Below are 17,548 nucleotides of genomic sequence, written 5' to 3' on the forward strand. Positions count from 1 at the left end.
CCGGGTCACCGGACGGTTGACATGAATCAGGGTTGAGGTCGCATGCTCGGCCGATGTCGAGCACAGCCGTCACCGCCGCACCCGCCGCACCAGGGCTCTTCGCACCCCGGTTCCGCGCGATGACGGTGGGCAGCGTCGCGTTGATCTCACTGCTCGCGTTCGAGGCGTTGGCGGTCGGTACGGCGATGCCGACGGTCGCCCGCAGCCTGGACGGGCTGGCGCTCTACGGGATCGCCTTCGGTGGCCCGTTCGCCACCGGTGTGCTGGCCATGGTGGTCTCCGGAATCTGGTGCGACGCCCCGGGGCCTCGCGGGCCGATGTGGCACGGCGTCGCCTGGTTCGTGGTGGGGTTGCTGATCGCCGGCACCGCCCCGGTGATGAGCGCGCTCGTCGTCGGGCGGGTCGTGCAGGGTTTCGGCTCCGGGCTGCTCTCGGTGGCGCTCTACGTGATCGTCGGGCACGCGTACCCGCAGGAGCTGCACCGGCGGATCTTCGCGGCGTTCGCTGCGGCGTGGGTCGTACCGTCGCTGGTGGGGCCGGCTGTCGCCGGCCTGATCGTGCAGTACCTGGGCTGGCGGTGGGTCTTCCTGGCGGTGCCGGCGGTGGCGGTGCCGGCGGTGCTGCTGATCCATCCGGGCCTGCGGTCGTTGGGCCGGAGTGTGGCCGCGAGCCCACCGGCGGGCGCGCTCGGGCGGATCGGTTGGGCGTGTGGGGCCGCGGTGAGTGCCGCACTGCTGCACATCGGGGGACAGCAGCGCGGTGCCACCGCCCTGGTGCTGGTCGCGCTCGCCGTGGTTGGCCTGCTGGTCTGCGCCCCGCGACTGCTGCCGGCCGGGTTCCTCCGGGCGGCGCGAGGGTTGCCCACCGTCGTGGGGCTGCGGGGCCTGGCGTCGGCGGCCTTCGTCGGTGCCGAGGTGGTCATCCCGCTGATGCTGTCGCGGGAGCGGGGCCTCTCGCCGACAGCGGCCGGACTGGTCCTCACCGTCGGCGCGTTGGCGTGGTCGGTGGGCTCCTGGTTGCAGGGCCGCATTCCGGTGCCGGCATCGCGGGCCACCCTGCCGCGCGTCGGGCTGGGCTGCATCACGATCGGCACCGCCACTGTGGCGCTGGCCGTCCGGCCCGAGCTCCCGGTGGCTGTCGCCGTTGTCGGTTGGGCGGTCGCCGGTCTGGGCATGGGGTTGCTCTATCCGTCGTTGTCGGTGCTCACGCTGGAGTTCTCCGCGCCGGGTGAGCAGGGTCGCAACAGCTCGTCACTGCAACTGAGCGACTCCCTCTTCGCGGCCACCGTGCTCGCTCTGACCGGGGCTGTGCTGGCGGCCGGGAGTGCGCCCGGCCCGGCCAGCTACACGACGACGCTCGTGGTGGCCGCTGGGCTGGCCCTGCTCGGGGCGGTGCTCGCCGGCCGGGTGGTGGTGGGCGGGGGTGTGCGACAAGGCGGGTGATCCGCGGATTCGGCCGCGTTCCGGCTGCCGGTGCCGGAAGGATGGCGGGCGATGAACCTCCTGACCGTCCTGCCGCTCGCCGTGGTCATGGTCGCCGGGACGCAGCTGGTGGTGGCGGTCTTCCTCGCCTCGTCGGATCGGCCCCGGGCCGCGTCGCTGGGCTTCCTCACCGGCGCGGGGCTGGTGGTGGCCGCCGGGGTGACTGTGGCGTGGTTGGTGACCCGGCTGGTGGGTGGAGTGGCGGCCGACGCGAGCGCCGTCGCCGGGAGGGTCGATCGCGGTCCCGCCATCGACCTGGTGGTGCTGGCCCTGTTGGTGATCCTGGCCGTGCTGATCTGGCTACGCCGCAACCGGTCCGGACCGCCGCGCTGGCTGGGCGGCATCGAGCGCGCCGACCCGCCGCAGGCGCTGCGGCTGGGTGCGCTGCTCTTCGTGGCGACCCCCACGGACGACCTCACCATGGCCACCGTCGGGGCGAGCGTGGCCCGTCACGATCTGCCGTGGTGGCACCTGGTGCCGTTCGTGCTGTTCACAGTGCTCCTGCTCGGGCTGCCGCTGCTGGCGTTGCTGCTGCTCGGGAGCAGGGCGGCGCGGGTGTTGACCCGGATGCGGGAATGGGCCGAGGGGCACGCCTGGATCGTCAGCGAGATCGTGATCGCGTTCTTCGCGCTGCTGACCGGGTTGGACCTGATCCGGTCCGGCTCAACCGCCGCCCTCCGCTGACACGTACGGGGGAACCGGGCGGAGATGAGCGCAACAACGGTTCACGTTCGTCTTACCGTGACGCCATGTTCGCTGTCGTCACCACGGTGATCCTCTACGTCTTCGGTTTCGTCTTCCTCTACGGCGTGATCCGGCTGGGTGTCCGGCACGCGTTCGAGGATCTGGAGTTGCAACGGGCCAAGGCTCAGCGCGAAGAGGAGTTGGCGGCCGCCCGCGACCGCTCCTTCATGCGCGACAACGCTTTCCTCGCCGGCAGTTGAGCGCCGGATCGGTCCGGCCCGGCCCGGTGGCGTCGCCGGGCGGACGGGGAGCCGCCGGACGGTTCAACGTCGCGGATGCGAGGATCGCACCCGTGATGGGAACGCTGAAGACGGAACCGGCCCGCGCCCGCCTCGATCTGCTCGCCCCGCCGGTCGCGGAGGCAATCGCCCAGTGGCCGGCCAGCGCCCCGGTGGACGTCAACGACGTGCTGGTCGCGCCGATCGACGCCGACCTCGCCGACACCGCGGCGTTCTGCGCGGCGTACGAGGTGGGGCTGGACGTGTCGGCCAACTGTGTCGTGGTGGCGGGCAAGCGTGAGGGTGTGGTCCGTTACGCGGCCTGCATCGTCCTGGCCACCACCCGGGCCGACGTGAACGGCGTGGCCCGCCGGGCGTTGGACGTCCGCAAGGCGAGCTTCGCCCCGATGGCCGACGCTGTCGAGTTGACCGGCATGGAGTACGGCGGCATCACCCCGATCGGGCTGCCGGCCCAGTGGCCGATCCTGGTGGACGCGCGGGTCATCGCCACACCGCACGTGATCGTCGGGTCCGGCGTACGGCACAGCAAGATCGCGCTGCCGGGGCCGGCGTTGGGCGCGCTGCCCGGAGCGCAGGTGGTGGAAGGGCTGGCCAGGCCGGCCTGACCACGCATCGGCATCGATGTCGTTGCACGTGAAACATCGTGATCATCGATGCCGGATGCTGGCCGCTGGTGACTCAGTGTGAGTGGGCTGCGGATTCGCGCTGCTCCACCTCGGCCAGCGCGGCGAGCAACGTCTGCACCTCCTGCGCGCCGGAGACCGCGTACTTCCCGGCCAGCACGAAGGTCGGCACGCTGGTGATGCCCAGGGCCTGAGCGTGGGCCAGGGCGGCGGTGACGTCGGCGACGCGTTCGTCGGAGTCGAGGAACCGGCGGGCGTCGGCCGCGTCCAGGCCGACCTCGCCGGCCAGGGTGGCCAGCGCCTCCCGCGACCCGACGTCGACGCCGTGGTTGAAGTGCGCCTGGTACAGCGCCTCGACCATCTCGGCGGCCCTGCCCTGGTCGCTCGCCCAGGAGACCAGCCGGTGCGCCTCGAAGGTGTTGGCGATCACCGCGCGGTCGTAGTCGAGCCGCAGCCCGTCGGCCGCCGCGACCTGGGTCACGTGGTCGACCATCTGCCGGGCGCGCCCCGGACCGCCGAACTTGCCGGCCAACGCCTGCACCAGCGGCAGGGGCTGCGGCACCGGCGACGGGTCGAGCTGGAACGGCCGGTAGTGGACCGTCACCTCGCCCGGGTAGCTGGCGAGGGCCTCATCCAGGCGGCGCTTGCCGATGTAGCACCACGGGCAGATGACGTCCGCGTAGATCTCGATCTCCATGACCGGTGCCAACCTCGCGGTCAGCCGCGTTGTTCCCGGATCTGACGCTTGAGACGACCCAGGATCGCCGTGCCGCCCCGGACCCGCAGCGGGCTGATCGCCTGCGCCAGCCCCATCCGCTGGTAGAGGTCGTCCGGTACGGCCAGCACCTGCTCGGCGCTCGCGCCGGCGAGCCCTTCGGCGAGGATCCCGGCGAACGCCCGGGTGGTGGGCGCCTCCGGCGGGCAGTCGAAGAGCGTCTCGACGGTGCCTTCCGGTGTCACCCGGGCGCGCAGGAAGAACGCCGTCTGGCACTCGGGCACCTGCTCCATGCCCTCGCGCTCCGCGGCACCCTCCGGCAGCGCCGGGATGACGTCCGCGTACTCCAGGAGCATCTCCAGCACCAGGTCGCGCGGCGCGGCCGCGAACTCGTCGACGATCTCGGCCAGTCGGGCCGGCATGTCAGCCATGCGTCGAGGCTACCGCCGTGGTGCCGGAGCCCCGGTCACACAGTGGGCGACTGCTCACTGATCTCGCTGAGCGCGCTGGTGGGGTCGAGCTGCATGGCCAGGTCGCCGAGCGAGACGATCCCCACCAGCTTGCGGTCACTGTCACAGACCAGCACCCGTCGGATGCCCCGATCCCGCATGAGCGCCGCCGCCTCACCCGCCGTGCAGTGCTGCTCGATCATGACGACCTCGCGGGTCACTATCGCACCGATGGTGGTGGCCGCCGGGGAGCTGTTCTCCGCCACGGCCCGCACCACGATGTCCCGGTCGGTGAGCATGCCGGCGAGGCTGGCGCCATCGGTCACCACCACATCACCGATGTCGGCCTCCTTCATCACCCTGGCCGCCTCGTCCAGAGTGGTCTCGGCCGGCAGGTACACCACCTGCTTGGTCATCACGTCGCTGACCCGGTAACCGGTCATGAGAGCCTCCGAAGACGTTTCCACCGATCCGACTGCACTACCCAGTGACGCCGTGGCTACACCAGGCTCGCACGTTCCTGGCGTACCTCGTTGACGAGTCGATCCAGCAGACCGTCCAGCGGCAGCTCGGTGCGCTCGCCGCCGGCCCGCTCGCGCAGCTCGACGTACCCCTCGGTGAGTCGGCGGCCGACCACGACGGCCCGGGGGATGCCGATCAGCTCGGCGTCGGTGAACTTGACCCCGGCCGAGACGTGCGTGCGGTCGTCGACCAGCACCCGCAGGCCGGCCGCGGCGAGCCGCCCGCCGAGCTCCAGCGCCGCGTCGAGCTGCGGGCCCTTGCCCGCAACCACCAGGTGTACGTCACACGGCGCGATCGCCGCCGGCCAGACCAGCCCCCGGTCGTCGTGGTGCTGTTCGGCGACGGCCGCCACCGCCCGGGAGACCCCGATGCCGTAGCAGCCCATGGTCGGCCGGACCGGCTTGCCGGCCGGCCCGAGCACGTCGACAGCGAAGGCGTCGGTGAACCGGCGGCCGAGCTGGAAGATGTGCCCGATCTCGATGCCCCGCCGGATGGTCAGCTCGCCCGTCCCGCAGTCGGGGCAGGGGTCGCCGGGGCGCACGTCGGCCGCCTCGATGGTGCCGTCGGGGGTGAAGTCCCGTCCGCAGACCACGTCGGTCGCGTGCCGGCCCGACTCGTTCGCCCCGGTCAGCCACGCCGACCCGGCCACCACCCGGGGATCGACCAGGTAACGGATGCCCAGCTTGTCGAGCAGCTGCGGCCCGATGTAGCCGCGTACCAGCTCCGGATGCTCGGCCCACTCCTCGAAGACGGTCACCTGCGCGGGGTGCAGTGCGGCACCGACCCGCTTCAGGTCGACCTCCCGGTCACCGGGCAGCCCGACCACCAGGGGCACGGCCCGTTCCGCGCCCGGCTGCCGGATGGACAGCACGACGTTCTTCAGGGTGTCGGCGGCGGTCCAGCCGTCCCGACCGCCCAACCGGCGCGCGTTGGCCAACTCCACGAGGCTGGCGATCGTCGAGGTCTCCGGGGTGTCGTGCACCTCGGCGGCCGGCTGCGCGGCCGGATCGCCGGCGGCGGGCACCCGGGTGAGGACCGCCTCGGTGTTGGCCGCGTAGTCGCAGGAGGTGCAGCCCACGAAGGTGTCCTCGCCGACCGGCGTCGCGGCCAGGAACTCCTCCGACGCCGAGCCACCCATCGCGCCGGACATCGCCTGCACCACCGTGTAGTCCAGACCCAACCGGTCGAAGATCCGCCGGTACGCGGAGCGGTGCCGGGCGTACGCCTCGCGCAGCCCGGCCTCGTCCAGGTCGAAGGAGTACGCGTCCTTCATCAGGAACTCCCGGCCGCGCAGCAGCCCGGCCCGGGGCCGCGCCTCGTCGCGGAACTTCGTCTGCACCTGGAACAGCGTCACCGGGAAGTCCCGGTAGGAGGTGAACAGGTCCTTGACCAGCAGCGCCGCCATCTCCTCGTGGGTGGGCGCCAACAGGTGCTCGGCGCCGCGCCGGTCGGCGAGGGTGAAGATGTCGTCGCCGTACTCGGCCCACCGGCCACTCGTGCGGTACGGCTCGGCCGGCAGCAGTGCCGGGAAGTGCACCTCTTGGTCGCCGATCGCGAACAGCTCGGCGCGTACCACCTCGGTGATCCGGTCCAGCACCAGCTTGCCCAGCGGCAGCCAGGTGTAGCCGCCCGGTGCGGCCCGACGGATGTAACCGGCACGCAGCAGCAGCCGGTGACTCGGCACCTCCGCGTCGGCCGGGTCCTCGCGCAGGGTCCGCAGCAGCACTGTCGACATGCGTAGCAGCATCCGGGCAGCCTACGGTCGATGCGTCAGGCTGAGCCATCCCGTTTCGACATCGCGGATATCGGCGGCGCAACACCCGATATCGGCGATCCGGCGTCGAATCAGGCTGCCGGGCGGCAACTGGGCAATGACCTCCGACACGTCGCGGATTCGGGGCGGCACCGGGCGATCCCGCGGTGACAGACTGGTCGCCGCAGGCAACAAGTGGCGTGAGGGAGGCGCGGGTGCGCTGGCGCAGTTTTGTCGCGGTCGGGGACAGCTTCACCGAGGGCATGGACGACGCGTACCCGGACGGCACCTACCGGGGCTGGGCGGACCTGGTGGCGACCCGACTCGCCGCCGAGGCGGGCCCCGACTTCCGGTACGCCAACCTGGCCATCCGGGGCCGGCTCTTCCCCAGTGTGGTCGCCGAGCAGGTGCCCTCCGCGGTGGCGATGAAGCCGGATCTGATCAGCTTCGCGGCCGGTGGCAACGACGTGCTGCGGCGCACCTTCGACCCGGACACGCTGGTCGCCCGCTTCGACGAGGTGGTCCGGCAACTGCGCTCGGGCGGCGCTGACGTGCTCCTCTTCCGGTTCGCGGACGTGATGGCCCGGCTGCCCGGCCAACGCCTCGTCGCACCCCGGGTGCAGCTGCTCAACCAGGCGGTCGGCGAGACCGCCGAGCGGCACGGCGCCATCATGGTCGACCTGTACGCCGACGACACATTCCTCAACCCGATGCTCTGGAGCACCGACCGGTTGCACCTCTCCCCGGCCGGCCACCGGCGGGTCGCCGGCCAGGTGTTGAACGCCCTGGGGGTTGGTTGCGACGAGGAGTGGCTGATGGTCCCGCCGCACCCGGCACCCTCGCCGTGGCTGGCCGCCCGCGCCGCCGATCTGCGGTGGGCCGGTCAGCACCTCGCCCCGTGGGTGAAGCGGCGGTTGACCGGTCGGTCGTCCGGCGACACGGTGACGGCGAAGCGCCCGCAACTCGGCCCGCTCGTCGACTGAGCGTGCTCACCCTGCACACCGCGGCCCTGCTGTGCCGCGACCGGGACGGCGAACCGGTGCCGGAGCACGCTGTGCTGGTCAGCGGCGACCGGGTCGCGGCCGTCGGCCCGCTGGCCGAGTTGAGTGCGGCGTACGCCGGGGCCCGGGTTCGCCGTTGGCCCGGGACGCTGGGGCCGGGTCTGCTGCACGACGGTCCGCTGCCGCCCGCACCGACCCCGCGCGAACGGGTGCACGCGCTGTTGCGTACCGGGGTGACGGCGGTCCTGGCGGAACACCTGGCCGACCCGGCGCTGCGGGCCGCCGCCGAGCGGAGCGACCTGCTGGTGCTGCCCACCGCCGTGGTGCCGACGCTGCGTCCGGACGGTCGGGCCGACCTCGCGGTGCACGGCGACGACGGCACCTGTCTGGTGACAGTGGTAGCCGGCCGGATCGTCCACCGCCGCGCCTGAACAGGCGCTGACGCCTCCACTGTGGAGTGCACTGATCGAATCGGGGTCGCCCGATGTCCGCCCGCCCCGATAACATCCGCTGCCCCCGCTGATCGGAAGGCGGGGACATCGGGGAAAGGTGGCTGGGGGATGACCCTCATACCTGGCACGACGACATCCGCACGACCGCTCCGGGCGCTGCTGGCGACGGGGCTTTCCGTGGCGGTCGCCGCCGGGACGCTCACGCTGACGGCCGTGCCGGCCGCAGCGAACGACGTACCGAACGCGCCTGCCATCGACGACAACCAGCCGCCGGGTGTGCCGACCGAGCTGCAGACCTCCGGCGAACCGTGCACCACGGCGGAGCCGTACCAGTGGTGGCAGAACGACGACCTGACGCTCTCCGCCGTCCTGCACGACCCGGACATCGACGCGAACGGCGGCACCGACCGGTTGACCACCACCTTCGCGCTCTGGCCGGTCGACGAGCCGGCGGCCCGGATCGAACGGTTCGGGTACAACGGGCGGGACGGCGATCGGGAGAGCGGCCTCTTCGAACGGGAGGTGCTGACCCACGACCGGGTGTACGCGTGGCAGGTCCGGGCGGCGGACAGCCAGGCGACCGGCGAGTGGAGCGGCCTCTGCTACCTCCGGACCGACTTCCAGGGCCCGGAGGCCGCGCCGGTCGTCACCTCCAGTGACTTCCCGGTCGACGGTTGGCACCCGGCGTTGCCGGGACAGTTCACCTTCGACGCGGCGGCCACACCGGACGCTGTTGGTTTCCGGTACGAGCTGCTCGGCGGCGACGGTGTCCAGGTGGTGTCGGCGGACGGGCCGGGCGGCTCGGCCACTGTCACGCTCCGCCCGGAGGCGGGGCCCAACACCCTCGTGGTGTGGAGCCTCGACGCGGCCGGGAACCGCTCGCCCGAGGCGCGGTACGAATTCCGGGCCAGCGATGTCGCGCCGATCATCACCGGCAGACTCACCGAGATCGGTGTGCCGACCACGTTCACGGTGCAGCCGCAGATGGCCGGGGTGGTCCGATACCGGTTCCAGTTGGACGGCGACCCGGAGCAGACGGTGGAGGCGGCGGCCGACGGCACCGCCACGCTGACCGTCACCGCGACCCGGGGTGGCTACCGGACGCTCTCGGTGACCAGCGTGACCGCCGACGGCGTGACCGCGACCGCGTCGAGCAATTTCCGGCTGAGCACCGCGCCGAAGATCACCGCGACGGTCTATCAGCAGGGCGTCACCAGTGGGGGGCCGGGCGTGCCCGGGGTCTTCACCTTCACCCCGCGCCAGCCCGACGTGGTCAGCTACCGCTATCGCTTCGGCACTGTGACCAGCACCGTGGCCGCGGCGGCCGACGGCACCGCGTCGGTGACCTGGGCGCCGACGAAGGCCGGCCTGACCTCGCTCACCGTCTGGAGCATCGACGGGGACGGCACCCAGTCGGACTCGGCGTCGTTCACCTTCTTCGTCGGCAACCAGCCGCCGAGCAGCTAGCCGGAGCAACCCGGCGGGTGGCCTCGCCGGGGCGATCGTGATCCGGCGAATGCCGACCGGCCCACCATCCCGTGCGGGGGCGGTGGGCCGGCCGGCGTTACAGCGGTCGCGGGCGGCGATCCGGCGTACCTTTGGGATCATGTCTGTGCCGAACGATCCCGATCCCCGCCTCCAGTCGTACGCGGACCCGCAGCGGTTGGTCACCACCGAGTGGCTGGCCGCGCATCTGGGCGACGAGGGCCTCGTCGTCGTCGAGTCCGACGAGGACGTGCTGCTCTACGAATCCGGTCACATTCCCGGTGCCGTCAAGGTTGACTGGCACCTGGAGTTGAACGACCAGGTGACCCGGGACTACCTGGACCCGAAGAGCTTCGCCGAGATGTGCGCGGCGAAGGGCATCGGCCGGGGCGACACCGTCGTCTTCTACGGCGACAACTTCAACTGGTGGGCCGCGTACGCCCTCTGGGTCTTCTCGCTCTTCGGTCACGCCGATGTGCGACTGCTCGACGGCGGTCGGCAGAAGTGGATCGCCGAGGGACGCGAGGTGACCCGCGACAAGCCGGCCCGCCCGCGCGCCGACTACCCGGTGCCGCTGCGCGACGACGCCCCGCTGCGGGCCTTCCGTGAGCAGGTCATGGCGCACATCGCCGCCGGTCGGCCACTTGTCGACGTCCGCTCGCCGGGTGAGTACACCGGCGAGATGCTGCACATGCCGGACTACCCGCAGGAGGGTGCGTTGCGCGGTGGGCACATCCCGGGTGCGGTCAGCAAGCCGTGGAAGTCCGCCGCCAACGAGGACGGCACGTTCAAGTCCGCCGACGAGTTGAAGGCGATCTACGCCGACCAGCTCGGGCTGAGCCCCGACGACGACGTGATCGCGTACTGCCGGATCGGGGAGCGGTCCAGCCACACCTGGTTCGTGCTGCGGCACCTGTTGGGTTACCCGCAGGTGCGCAACTACGACGGCTCGTGGACCGAGTGGGGCAACCTGGTCCGGGCACCTGTGGTGAAGGGCGACCAGCCGGGCGGCCTGGCCGCCTGACCGGCACGACCGTCCCCGCGTGACAGTGAACGTCGCGCGGGGACGGTGTTTCAGCCGGCCAGTGCGATCGGACCGCGCAGGTCGCGAACGATGCCGGTGATCTCGCCGGTCTCCGGGTACCAGCGGGCCAGGGCGGCCGGTTCCAGTCGGAGCAGCACCGCGCCCCTGCCGTCCCAGCCCAGGACCTCACAGCAGCCCTTGGCGCGATCCCGGCCGAGGTCGAGCAGGTGGACTACGGCGCCGGTCCGTGCGTCCAACACCGCCGCCCCCTCGGCACCGTTGATCTCGCTGCTGGTGATCCAGGCCGCCCGGGCCAGCCGTTCACCGTGCAACCAGCCTCGGCCGTAGAACTCGTTGACCTGGTAGGGCGAGGGCAGCTGCGAGGCGTTGACCGGCTGCTCGGAGCGGAGTTCGCCCTCCCGGGCGGTCCGGCTGCGCAGCATCAGGCTGGTCCCCTCGCCGTAGGTCTCGATCAACGGGGCCTCCCGGCCGGCGTCCGGGTCGGGTGCGATCAACTCCCAGGTCGACACGTCGATGATGCTGGCCGCCCCGGTGACCCGGTCCACCGCGTACGTCCGGTCGTCGCCGCCGACCAGCACCCGGTCGTGCGCCCACACCACCAGCTCCAGGTAGCCGTCGAGCGGTATCCGGCGGACGGCGGCCGTGCTGAGGTCGATCAGGACCAGCTCTTTGGTCTGCGCGAACGCGGCCTGCCGGCCGTCCGGCGACAGCACTCCCGGCTTCAGCGCGCCCGCCTCGTTGCCGCTCGCGTCGCGGGTCGGTGCCAACGTCACCACGTCGAGGCTGCGCACCACGCCGTCGTTGCCGAGCACCCGGACCGGGCCGTCCGCGCGATTTTCCTCGTCCACCGGCTGGAACAGCGCCACTGCCCGCTGGACCGGTCGCTCGGAGAGCGGCACCGTCGCCGGAGCGCCGAGCCGGGCCAACGGATCGGGCGGGAAGGTCAGCTCGGCGGGCGGCTTCTGCACCGGACCCGCGTGGGAGGGGTCGACGGTCGGGGTCACCGTCGGACCCACCGGTGGGACCGGCGCGGGATCGGCGGGCGGTCGCAGCGCCGCCACCGTGCCGCCACCGACCAGCACCACGGCCAGGGCGACCACCGCGACGGCCCGCCGGGTGCGCCGGGTACGCCGAGCCCGCTCCCATCCGGCGGCGGCCGGCTGGCTGGGCAGCACGTCCTCGACGCTGACGGTCAGCAGTCGGCGCAGCTCCTGCTCGTTCACGGGTTCACCTCCAGACCGCTGGCCAGATCGGCCGGGCCTCGACCCGGTCGGGCGTCGCGGGCGAGGTCCGGGGCGACCTCGCGGAGTCGGCGCAGCGCCGCGTGGCACTGGCTCTTCACGGTGCCGACTGTCACGCCGAGCGCCTCAGCGGTGGCGACCTCGGTCAGATCCTCGTAGTAGCGCAACACCAGCACGGCTCGCTGCCGTGGGGGCAGCAGGCCCAGCGCGTCGTGCATCGTCAGCCGTAACGCGCCGTCCCGGTCGTGGGCCACCTGGTCCGGCGGCGCGGCGCTGAGCCACTCCCGCCGTCGGCGCCGCCACCACGACACCGAGTCGCGGTAGAGGATGGCCCGCACGTACGCGGAGGGGTCGCCGTCGCGGACCGAGGACCAGCGCAGCGCCAGCTTGAGCAGCGCGTCCTGGAGGAGGTCTTCGGCCTGGTGCCGGTTGCCGCAGATCAGGTAGGCCGCGCGGAGCAGCCGGTGCTGGTGGTTCTCCACGAAGGCGAGGTAGCCGTCGCGTCCGTCGTCCCTCGTCGGCGCCATCCGTCCCCCTCCCGGCCGTCGCGCGGTACGCGTCAACAGGCAGACGCACGGGAGGGGGAAAAAGGTTGGGTCAGCTCGGCGGCGTTCCGGTCAGATAACGCTGCAGGGTCGGCGCGACCCAGGAGACCAGCTCGTCCGGCGTGGTGTCCACCATGGGCGGCAGCCGGACGATGTATCTGGTGAAGGCGAGGCCGAGGACCTGACTGGCCACCAGGCCGGCCCGTCGGGCGGTCAGCGTCGGGTCGGTGCCGAAGGTGGCCACTGCGGCGGTGAGCTGGTTGGCGAAGATGCCGCGCATGCGTTCGGCCGCACCGGGATTGGTGCTGGCGGCCCGCAGTAGCGCCACCAGGGTCTCGTCGCCCTCCCACCGGGCCAGGAAGTGTCGGACCAGCACCTCACCGAGTCGGGCGGGCGGCACCGAGGTCAGGTCGGGCAGGCGGAGGTCGAACTCGGCCGCCGCCGCGAAGAGCCCTTCCTTGCTGCCGTAGTAGCGCATGACCATCGACGGGTCGATCTGGGCGTCGGCGGCGATGGCCCGGATCGTGGCGCGTTCGTAGCCGTCCGCCGCGAACCGTTCCCGGGCCGCTCGCAGGATCGCCGCCCGGGTGGCGTCGGAGCGGCGGGGCTGGGTCGGCGGGGCGGACGAGGTCATGCCAACGACCGTATGCCAACACTTGTTGACACGCAATCGTGAGGCGCTCTAGCGTGGCCAACAAGTGTTTGCCAACACATGTTGGCAGTCGTCTTCTGGAGGTGGCCATGCTGCCCACGAACACTGACGTCCTGGTGGTGGGTGCCGGCCCCACCGGTCTCGCCACCGCGTTGACGCTGGCCCGGCGCGGGGTCGAGGTGACAGTGCTGGACCGGCTCGCCGCGCCGCCAACGACCTCCCGCGCCGCCGTCGTGCACGCGTACACCCTGGAGGTGCTGGACCGGATCGGCGCCGCCGCGCCGCTGATCGCCCAGGCGGTGCGGACGCCGCGTTTCACGGTGCGCGACCGGGACCGGGTGCTGCTGTCGGTGCCGTTCCACGAGCTGCCGTCCCGCTTCCCCTACGCGCTGCTGATCTCCCAGGCGGTCACCGAGACCGTGCTCACCGAAAAGTTGGCCGAGCTCGGTGTCCAGGTACGACGGCCGTGCCAGCTCACCGGGCTGAGCCGCGTCGGTGACGGCATGCTCGCGCAGGTCGACGGGCAGGCGGTGCGCGCCCGGTTCGTGGTCGGCGCGGACGGCCTGCACAGCACGGTCCGGGAGTTGGCCGGCATCGGCTTCACCGGCAGCAGCGACGAGGAGTCCTTCGTCCTCGCCGACGTGCGGGTGCACAGCGTGCTGCCCCGCGACGAGGCGGCGCTGTTCCTCGCCCGCCCCGGGCCGTTGGTCTGGGCCCCACTCCCCGGCGGGGTGGTCCGGCTGGTCGCCGCCGTGCGGAACGCACCGGCCGAACCGGATGCGGCCTACCTTCAGGCGCTGCTCGACGAGCGCGGCCCGGTACGACGACCCGACCGGGTGACCGACGTGGTCTGGGGCTCCCGGTTCCGGGTGCACCACCGGATCGCCGACACCTTCCGAGCCGGACCGGTGTTGCTGGCCGGTGACGCCGGGCACGTGCACAGCCCGGCCGGCGGGCAGGGCATGAACCTCGGCATCTGCGACGCGGTCGCGCTCGGCTCCGCGGTGGCGGACGTGCTCGACGGTGGCCCGGAGACGCTGCTCGACGACTACGACGCCCGGCAGCGACCGATGGCCGAGGACGTGATGAGCTTCGCCGCCGGGCTGACCAGGTTGGCGGCCGTCTCCCCGGCCGGCCGGCCCGCCCGGGACGTGCTGCTCCGGCTGCTCGGTGCCGTTCCACCGGCCCGTCGACGGATCGCGCTGCGCCTGTCCGGGCTGTCCCACCGCGAGCGAACGCCGAGCTAGGCCACGCCACTGCGGCTCAGCACGCCGGGTGCGGCCGACCGCAGCGTCCGCCACGCGGTCAGGGTGACCAGCGCGAACGTCCCCGCTGCCGCGCCCGCCACCGGCACCGTGCCGTACGCCGCGGCGGCCAGCCCGGCGAGCGCCGCCCCGAGCGGTGCGGTGAGCAGACCGACCATCCGCTGCGCCGCACCTACCCGGCCCAGCAACTCGCCCGGCACCTGCCGCTGCCCGTACGACGCCCACAGGCTGTTCCACACCACTGTGCCGGCGGCGAAGACGGCCAGCGCGATCCCACCCGGCACCGGATGCCGAGCCAGCGCGAAGCCGGTCAGCGCCACGGTCTGCCCGGCCAGCACCACCCGCAGCGCCGGCACCGTGCCGAGCCGGGCGGCGAGCCGCCCCGACCCGAGCGCCCCCGCCAGGCCCCCGAAGATGGCTGCGGCGGCGAACAGCCCGTACCCGGCCGGCGGCACCCGCAGCACATCCAGCGCGTAGAGCACCAGCACCGCCATGATCCCGCTGATCGCCAGGTTGCTCGCCGCGGTGAGCAGTGTGAGCCGCCACAGCGTCCGGTGCGCCCGCAGCCAGCGCAGCCCCTCGACGATCTCGCTCCACACCGAGCCGCGCCGCCTCCGCACCCTGGTCCGTGGCGCCGGGGCGAGGGCCAGCACGAGCACCGCGGCCACCGCGAAGGTGACGGCGTCGAGGGCGAACGGAAGGGCCGGGGCGACGGCGAACAGGACACCGGCGGCGGGAGCCCCGAGGAAACCGCCGGCCACCGCTGACCCCGCCTGGAGCCGGCCGTTCGCCCGGGGCAACGCGTCCGGCGGCACCACCGCGGGAAGCAGCGCGAACGAGGCGGAGTCGAAGAGGGTGCCCAACGCGGCGAGCAGGAACGCCGCCACCAGCAACACCGGGACGCTGACCCGGTTGAGCGCGACCACCACGGCCAGCGCCGCCACCACGCCAGCGCGTACCCCGTCGACCACCGCCATCGTCCGACGGCGGTCCCAGCGGTCCGCGTACACCCCGCCGAGCAGACCGAAGAGCAGCGGCGGCACCTGCCCGGCCACGGTGACCGCCGCGATGATCCGGGGATCGCGGGTCACTGTCGCGGCCAACAGGGCCAGCGCCGGGGTACGCAGCGCGTCTCCGAATCGCGACGACACGGCAGCGGACCAGAGCAGCCGGAAGTCCCGGCCGAGAGCAGTGGCGGTCATGCCGGTGACCGTGCCGGTTCGACCGGGTCGAGGGTCAAGCCACCACAGTGCGGAACGACCGTCAGCCGCCGCTCCACCGCAGGCAGTTCCCGGTCTAGGCTTGCCCGGTGACGGTGGAGCAGCAGGCACGGGGTGCGGCGGGTGCGGGCCGGCGCAGGTCCCGCAAGGACGAGATCCTGGAGATCGCGGTAGGTCTTTTCGCAGCGCGCGGATATCACGGCGTGTCGATGGACGACATCGGTGCGGCCGCCGGGGTCACCGGTCCGGCGCTGTACCACCACTTCGCCGGCAAGGAGGCCATGCTGGCCGCCGCGCTGATCCCGGTCAGTGAGGGGTTGCTGGCAGGTGGGCGGGAACGCGCCGCCGGCCGGTCGGACGACCCGCGCGGCGTGCTGGAGTCGCTGATCGACTTCCACGTGGAGTTCGCCCTGGCCAACCCGGCGGTGATCGCGTTGCACCTGCACGAGCTGGACCGCCTGCCCGAGGAGCCGCGGCGGCGGATCCGCCGCCTGCAACGGCTCTACGTCGAGGAGTGGGTGACGGTGCTCACCGCGCTGCACCCGGGCATGCCCGACGGTGAGGCGCGGGTGCTCGCGCACGCCGCGTTCGGCCTGATGAACTCGACGCCGTTCCTCGGCGGTGAGGTGGACCGGCGACGTCGTGCCGAGCTGCTGCGCGGCGCGACCCTGGCCGCGCTGCTCGCCTGAGCCGACTCGTCAGAACCGTGCCGGTCATGATTCCCTGACATCGTCCCACCATCCGGACGCCGGGAGGAAACATGATCGAGTCACTGCTGGTCGCCAATCGGGGCGAGATCGCCCGCCGGATCATCCGGACCGCCAAGCGGCTCGGCATCCGCGCGATCGCTGTGTACTCGGAGGCCGACGCCGACCTGCCGTTCGTCGCCGAGGCGGACGAGGCGGTCCTCATCGGCCCACCGAACCCGGCGCTGAGCTACCGCAACACCGAGGCGATCCTCGCCGCCGCGAAGTCGACGGGCGCGCAGGCCATCCACCCCGGCTACGGCTTCCTGTCGGAGAACGCCGAGTTCGCCCGTACCGTCGAGGCGAGCGGCCTGATCTGGGTCGGACCTGACGCGGACGCGATCACCGCGATGGGCGACAAGATCAATGCTCGGAACCTGATGGCGGCGGCGGGTGTTCCGGTCGCGCCCGGCACCACCGACCCGGCCGCCGACCTGGATGCGGCGGTGTCGGCCGCCGCCGAGATCGGCTACCCGGTGATGGTCAAGGCCGCCGCCGGCGGTGGCGGCATGGGCATGGGCGTGGCCGTCGACGAGGCCGCGCTGCGCACCGAGTACGACAAGGTGCGCGCGTTCGCCGAGCGGATGTTCGGCGACGGTTCGGTGTTGATCGAGCGGTACTTTCCCCGGGTACGGCATGTCGAGGTGCAGATCCTCGGTCTGGCCGACGGTCGGGTGGTGGCGCTCGGCGAGCGGGAGTGCTCGGTGCAGCGGCGCAACCAGAAGCTGGTCGAGGAGTCCCCGTCGCCGGCGGTCTCGCCGGAGCTGCGCTCCCGTCTGCTGGCGGCGGCGGTGCGGGCCGGCGAGGCGGTCGACTACCGCAACGCGGGGACTGTGGAGTGCCTGTTGGTCCCGCGTCAGCGGGACGCTACTGGCGCTGCTTCCGGTTCCGAGGAGTTCTTCTTCCTGGAGATGAACACGCGGTTGCAGGTGGAGCACCCGGTGACCGAGTACGTCTACGGCATCGACCTGGTCGAGGAGCAGTTGCGGGTGGCCTCCGGGCTGGCGCCGACGTTCGACCCGGACGCGTTGACCCCCGGTGGTCACGCCATGGAGATGCGGATCAACGCCGAGGACCCGAAGCGCTTCCTGCCCGGCCCCGGTGTGATCAGGACATGGGTGGAGCCGACGGGCGAGGGGGTCCGGGTGGACTCCGGCTACACCGAGGGCAACACGGTCACCCCGTTCTACGACAGCCTGCTGGCCAAGCTGATCATCACCGGCGCGACCCGAGCCGAGGTGCTCGACCGCGCGGAGGCGGCCGTCGCGGCGTTCCAGATCGAGGGCCCAAAGAACAACGTCCCCTTCTTCGCCGAACTGCTCACCAACGACGAGTTCCGCTCCGGCACCTACGACACCGCCATCGTCTCC

At 72.4% G+C, this 17,548-nt stretch carries 20 protein-coding genes; 12 read left to right on the forward strand and 8 right to left on the reverse strand.

What is annotated here, in order from left to right; all coding sequences use genetic code 11:
• Positions 1–53 precede the first annotated feature (53 nt).
• From KBX26_RS14495 to KBX26_RS14510, 4 genes are all read left to right on the forward strand, one after another.
• On the forward strand, positions 54–1,442 hold the full coding sequence (locus KBX26_RS14495) for an MFS transporter (RefSeq protein WP_210865613.1): 1,389 nt from the start codon (positions 54–56) through the stop codon (positions 1,440–1,442).
• Positions 1,443–1,493: 51 nt separating this feature from the next.
• Positions 1,494–2,165 carry a GAP family protein gene (locus KBX26_RS14500; RefSeq protein WP_210865614.1) on the forward strand — a complete coding sequence of 224 codons (672 nt, stop codon included), beginning with the start codon at positions 1,494–1,496 and terminating at the stop codon, positions 2,163–2,165.
• 65 nt (positions 2,166–2,230) lie between these two features.
• The gene (locus KBX26_RS14505; protein WP_030331904.1) at positions 2,231–2,425 is read left to right on the forward strand and encodes a hypothetical protein; all 195 of its coding nucleotides are present in this window, start codon (positions 2,231–2,233) and stop codon (positions 2,423–2,425) included.
• Positions 2,426–2,520: 95 nt separating this feature from the next.
• The gene (locus KBX26_RS14510) at positions 2,521–3,069 is read left to right on the forward strand and encodes a YbaK/EbsC family protein (RefSeq protein WP_030331905.1); all 549 of its coding nucleotides are present in this window, start codon (positions 2,521–2,523) and stop codon (positions 3,067–3,069) included.
• Positions 3,070–3,142: 73 nt separating this feature from the next.
• Here KBX26_RS14510 and KBX26_RS14515 read toward each other — a convergent pair whose 3' ends face one another.
• The 4 genes from KBX26_RS14515 to KBX26_RS14530 are packed head-to-tail and all read right to left on the reverse strand — an operon-like array spanning position 3,143 to position 6,520.
• Complete coding sequence (locus KBX26_RS14515) at positions 3,143–3,784, reverse strand: DsbA family protein (protein ID WP_030331907.1); 642 nt, start codon at positions 3,782–3,784, stop codon at positions 3,143–3,145.
• 20 nt (positions 3,785–3,804) lie between these two features.
• Positions 3,805–4,233, reverse strand: a complete 429-nt coding sequence (locus tag KBX26_RS14520) for a SufE family protein (RefSeq protein ID WP_030331909.1) — start codon at positions 4,231–4,233, stop codon at positions 3,805–3,807.
• 35 nt (positions 4,234–4,268) lie between these two features.
• Positions 4,269–4,694 (reverse strand): CBS domain-containing protein, encoded by a 426-nt coding sequence (locus KBX26_RS14525; protein ID WP_030331911.1) that lies wholly within the window; start codon positions 4,692–4,694, stop codon positions 4,269–4,271.
• Positions 4,695–4,750: 56 nt separating this feature from the next.
• Positions 4,751–6,520: a proline--tRNA ligase gene (locus KBX26_RS14530; RefSeq protein WP_210865615.1), complete on the reverse strand. Its 1,770-nt coding sequence runs from the start codon at positions 6,518–6,520 to the stop codon at positions 4,751–4,753.
• An 18-nt stretch (positions 6,521–6,538) separates the two neighbouring features.
• Here KBX26_RS14530 and KBX26_RS14535 point away from each other — a divergent pair, with 18 nt between their 5' ends.
• The 5 genes from KBX26_RS14535 (at position 6,539) to KBX26_RS14555 (ending at position 10,488) form a co-directional block, all read left to right on the forward strand.
• Complete coding sequence (locus KBX26_RS14535; RefSeq protein ID WP_156057550.1) at positions 6,539–6,697, forward strand: hypothetical protein; 159 nt, start codon at positions 6,539–6,541, stop codon at positions 6,695–6,697.
• 44 nt (positions 6,698–6,741) lie between these two features.
• Positions 6,742–7,509, forward strand: a complete 768-nt coding sequence (locus tag KBX26_RS14540) for an SGNH/GDSL hydrolase family protein (RefSeq protein ID WP_030331914.1) — start codon at positions 6,742–6,744, stop codon at positions 7,507–7,509.
• 2 nt (positions 7,510–7,511) lie between these two features.
• Entirely contained in the window at positions 7,512–7,958 is a 447-nt protein-coding gene (locus tag KBX26_RS14545; RefSeq protein WP_030331916.1) for a hypothetical protein, read from the forward strand.
• A 129-nt stretch (positions 7,959–8,087) separates the two neighbouring features.
• Positions 8,088–9,446: a hypothetical protein gene (locus KBX26_RS14550; RefSeq protein WP_156057553.1), complete on the forward strand. Its 1,359-nt coding sequence runs from the start codon at positions 8,088–8,090 to the stop codon at positions 9,444–9,446.
• 139 nt (positions 9,447–9,585) lie between these two features.
• Entirely contained in the window at positions 9,586–10,488 is a 903-nt protein-coding gene (locus KBX26_RS14555) for a sulfurtransferase (protein WP_030331920.1), read from the forward strand.
• Between the two features lie 50 nt (positions 10,489–10,538).
• Here KBX26_RS14555 and KBX26_RS14560 read toward each other — a convergent pair whose 3' ends face one another.
• The 3 genes from KBX26_RS14560 to KBX26_RS14570 all read right to left on the reverse strand — a co-directional run bounded on the left by KBX26_RS14560 (position 10,539) and on the right by KBX26_RS14570 (position 12,929).
• Positions 10,539–11,732: a hypothetical protein gene (locus tag KBX26_RS14560; protein ID WP_030331922.1), complete on the reverse strand. Its 1,194-nt coding sequence runs from the start codon at positions 11,730–11,732 to the stop codon at positions 10,539–10,541.
• Positions 11,729–12,277: a SigE family RNA polymerase sigma factor gene (locus KBX26_RS14565; RefSeq protein WP_036411447.1), complete on the reverse strand. Its 549-nt coding sequence runs from the start codon at positions 12,275–12,277 to the stop codon at positions 11,729–11,731. The genes KBX26_RS14560 and KBX26_RS14565 overlap by 4 nt, the downstream gene beginning before the upstream one ends.
• Positions 12,278–12,347: 70 nt before the next feature.
• Positions 12,348–12,929 carry a TetR family transcriptional regulator gene (locus tag KBX26_RS14570; protein WP_030331926.1) on the reverse strand — a complete coding sequence of 194 codons (582 nt, stop codon included), beginning with the start codon at positions 12,927–12,929 and terminating at the stop codon, positions 12,348–12,350.
• A gap of 107 nt (positions 12,930–13,036) precedes the next feature.
• On the opposite strand from KBX26_RS14570, the gene KBX26_RS14575 reads away from it, so the two are divergent.
• A complete protein-coding gene (locus KBX26_RS14575) occupies positions 13,037–14,194 on the forward strand; it encodes an FAD-dependent oxidoreductase (protein ID WP_210865616.1) in 1,158 nt (385 codons plus the stop codon).
• On the opposite strand, the gene KBX26_RS14580 is transcribed toward KBX26_RS14575, so the two are convergent.
• The gene (locus tag KBX26_RS14580) at positions 14,191–15,414 is read right to left on the reverse strand and encodes an MFS transporter (protein WP_210865617.1); all 1,224 of its coding nucleotides are present in this window, start codon (positions 15,412–15,414) and stop codon (positions 14,191–14,193) included. The two genes, KBX26_RS14575 and KBX26_RS14580, sit on opposite strands and share 4 nt — an antisense overlap.
• A gap of 107 nt (positions 15,415–15,521) precedes the next feature.
• Between KBX26_RS14580 and KBX26_RS14585 the strand changes: the two genes are divergently transcribed.
• Positions 15,522–16,121 (forward strand): TetR/AcrR family transcriptional regulator, encoded by a 600-nt coding sequence (locus tag KBX26_RS14585; RefSeq protein ID WP_030331931.1) that lies wholly within the window; start codon positions 15,522–15,524, stop codon positions 16,119–16,121.
• Between the two features lie 71 nt (positions 16,122–16,192).
• The coding region (locus tag KBX26_RS14590; RefSeq protein ID WP_210865618.1) for an acetyl/propionyl/methylcrotonyl-CoA carboxylase subunit alpha at positions 16,193–17,548 on the forward strand (1,356 nt) is incomplete at its 3' end.

Origin of the sequence: Micromonospora sp. C97 (assembly GCF_018070385.1) — a bacterium.
Lineage (GTDB): Bacteria > Actinomycetota > Actinomycetes > Mycobacteriales > Micromonosporaceae > Micromonospora > Micromonospora parva.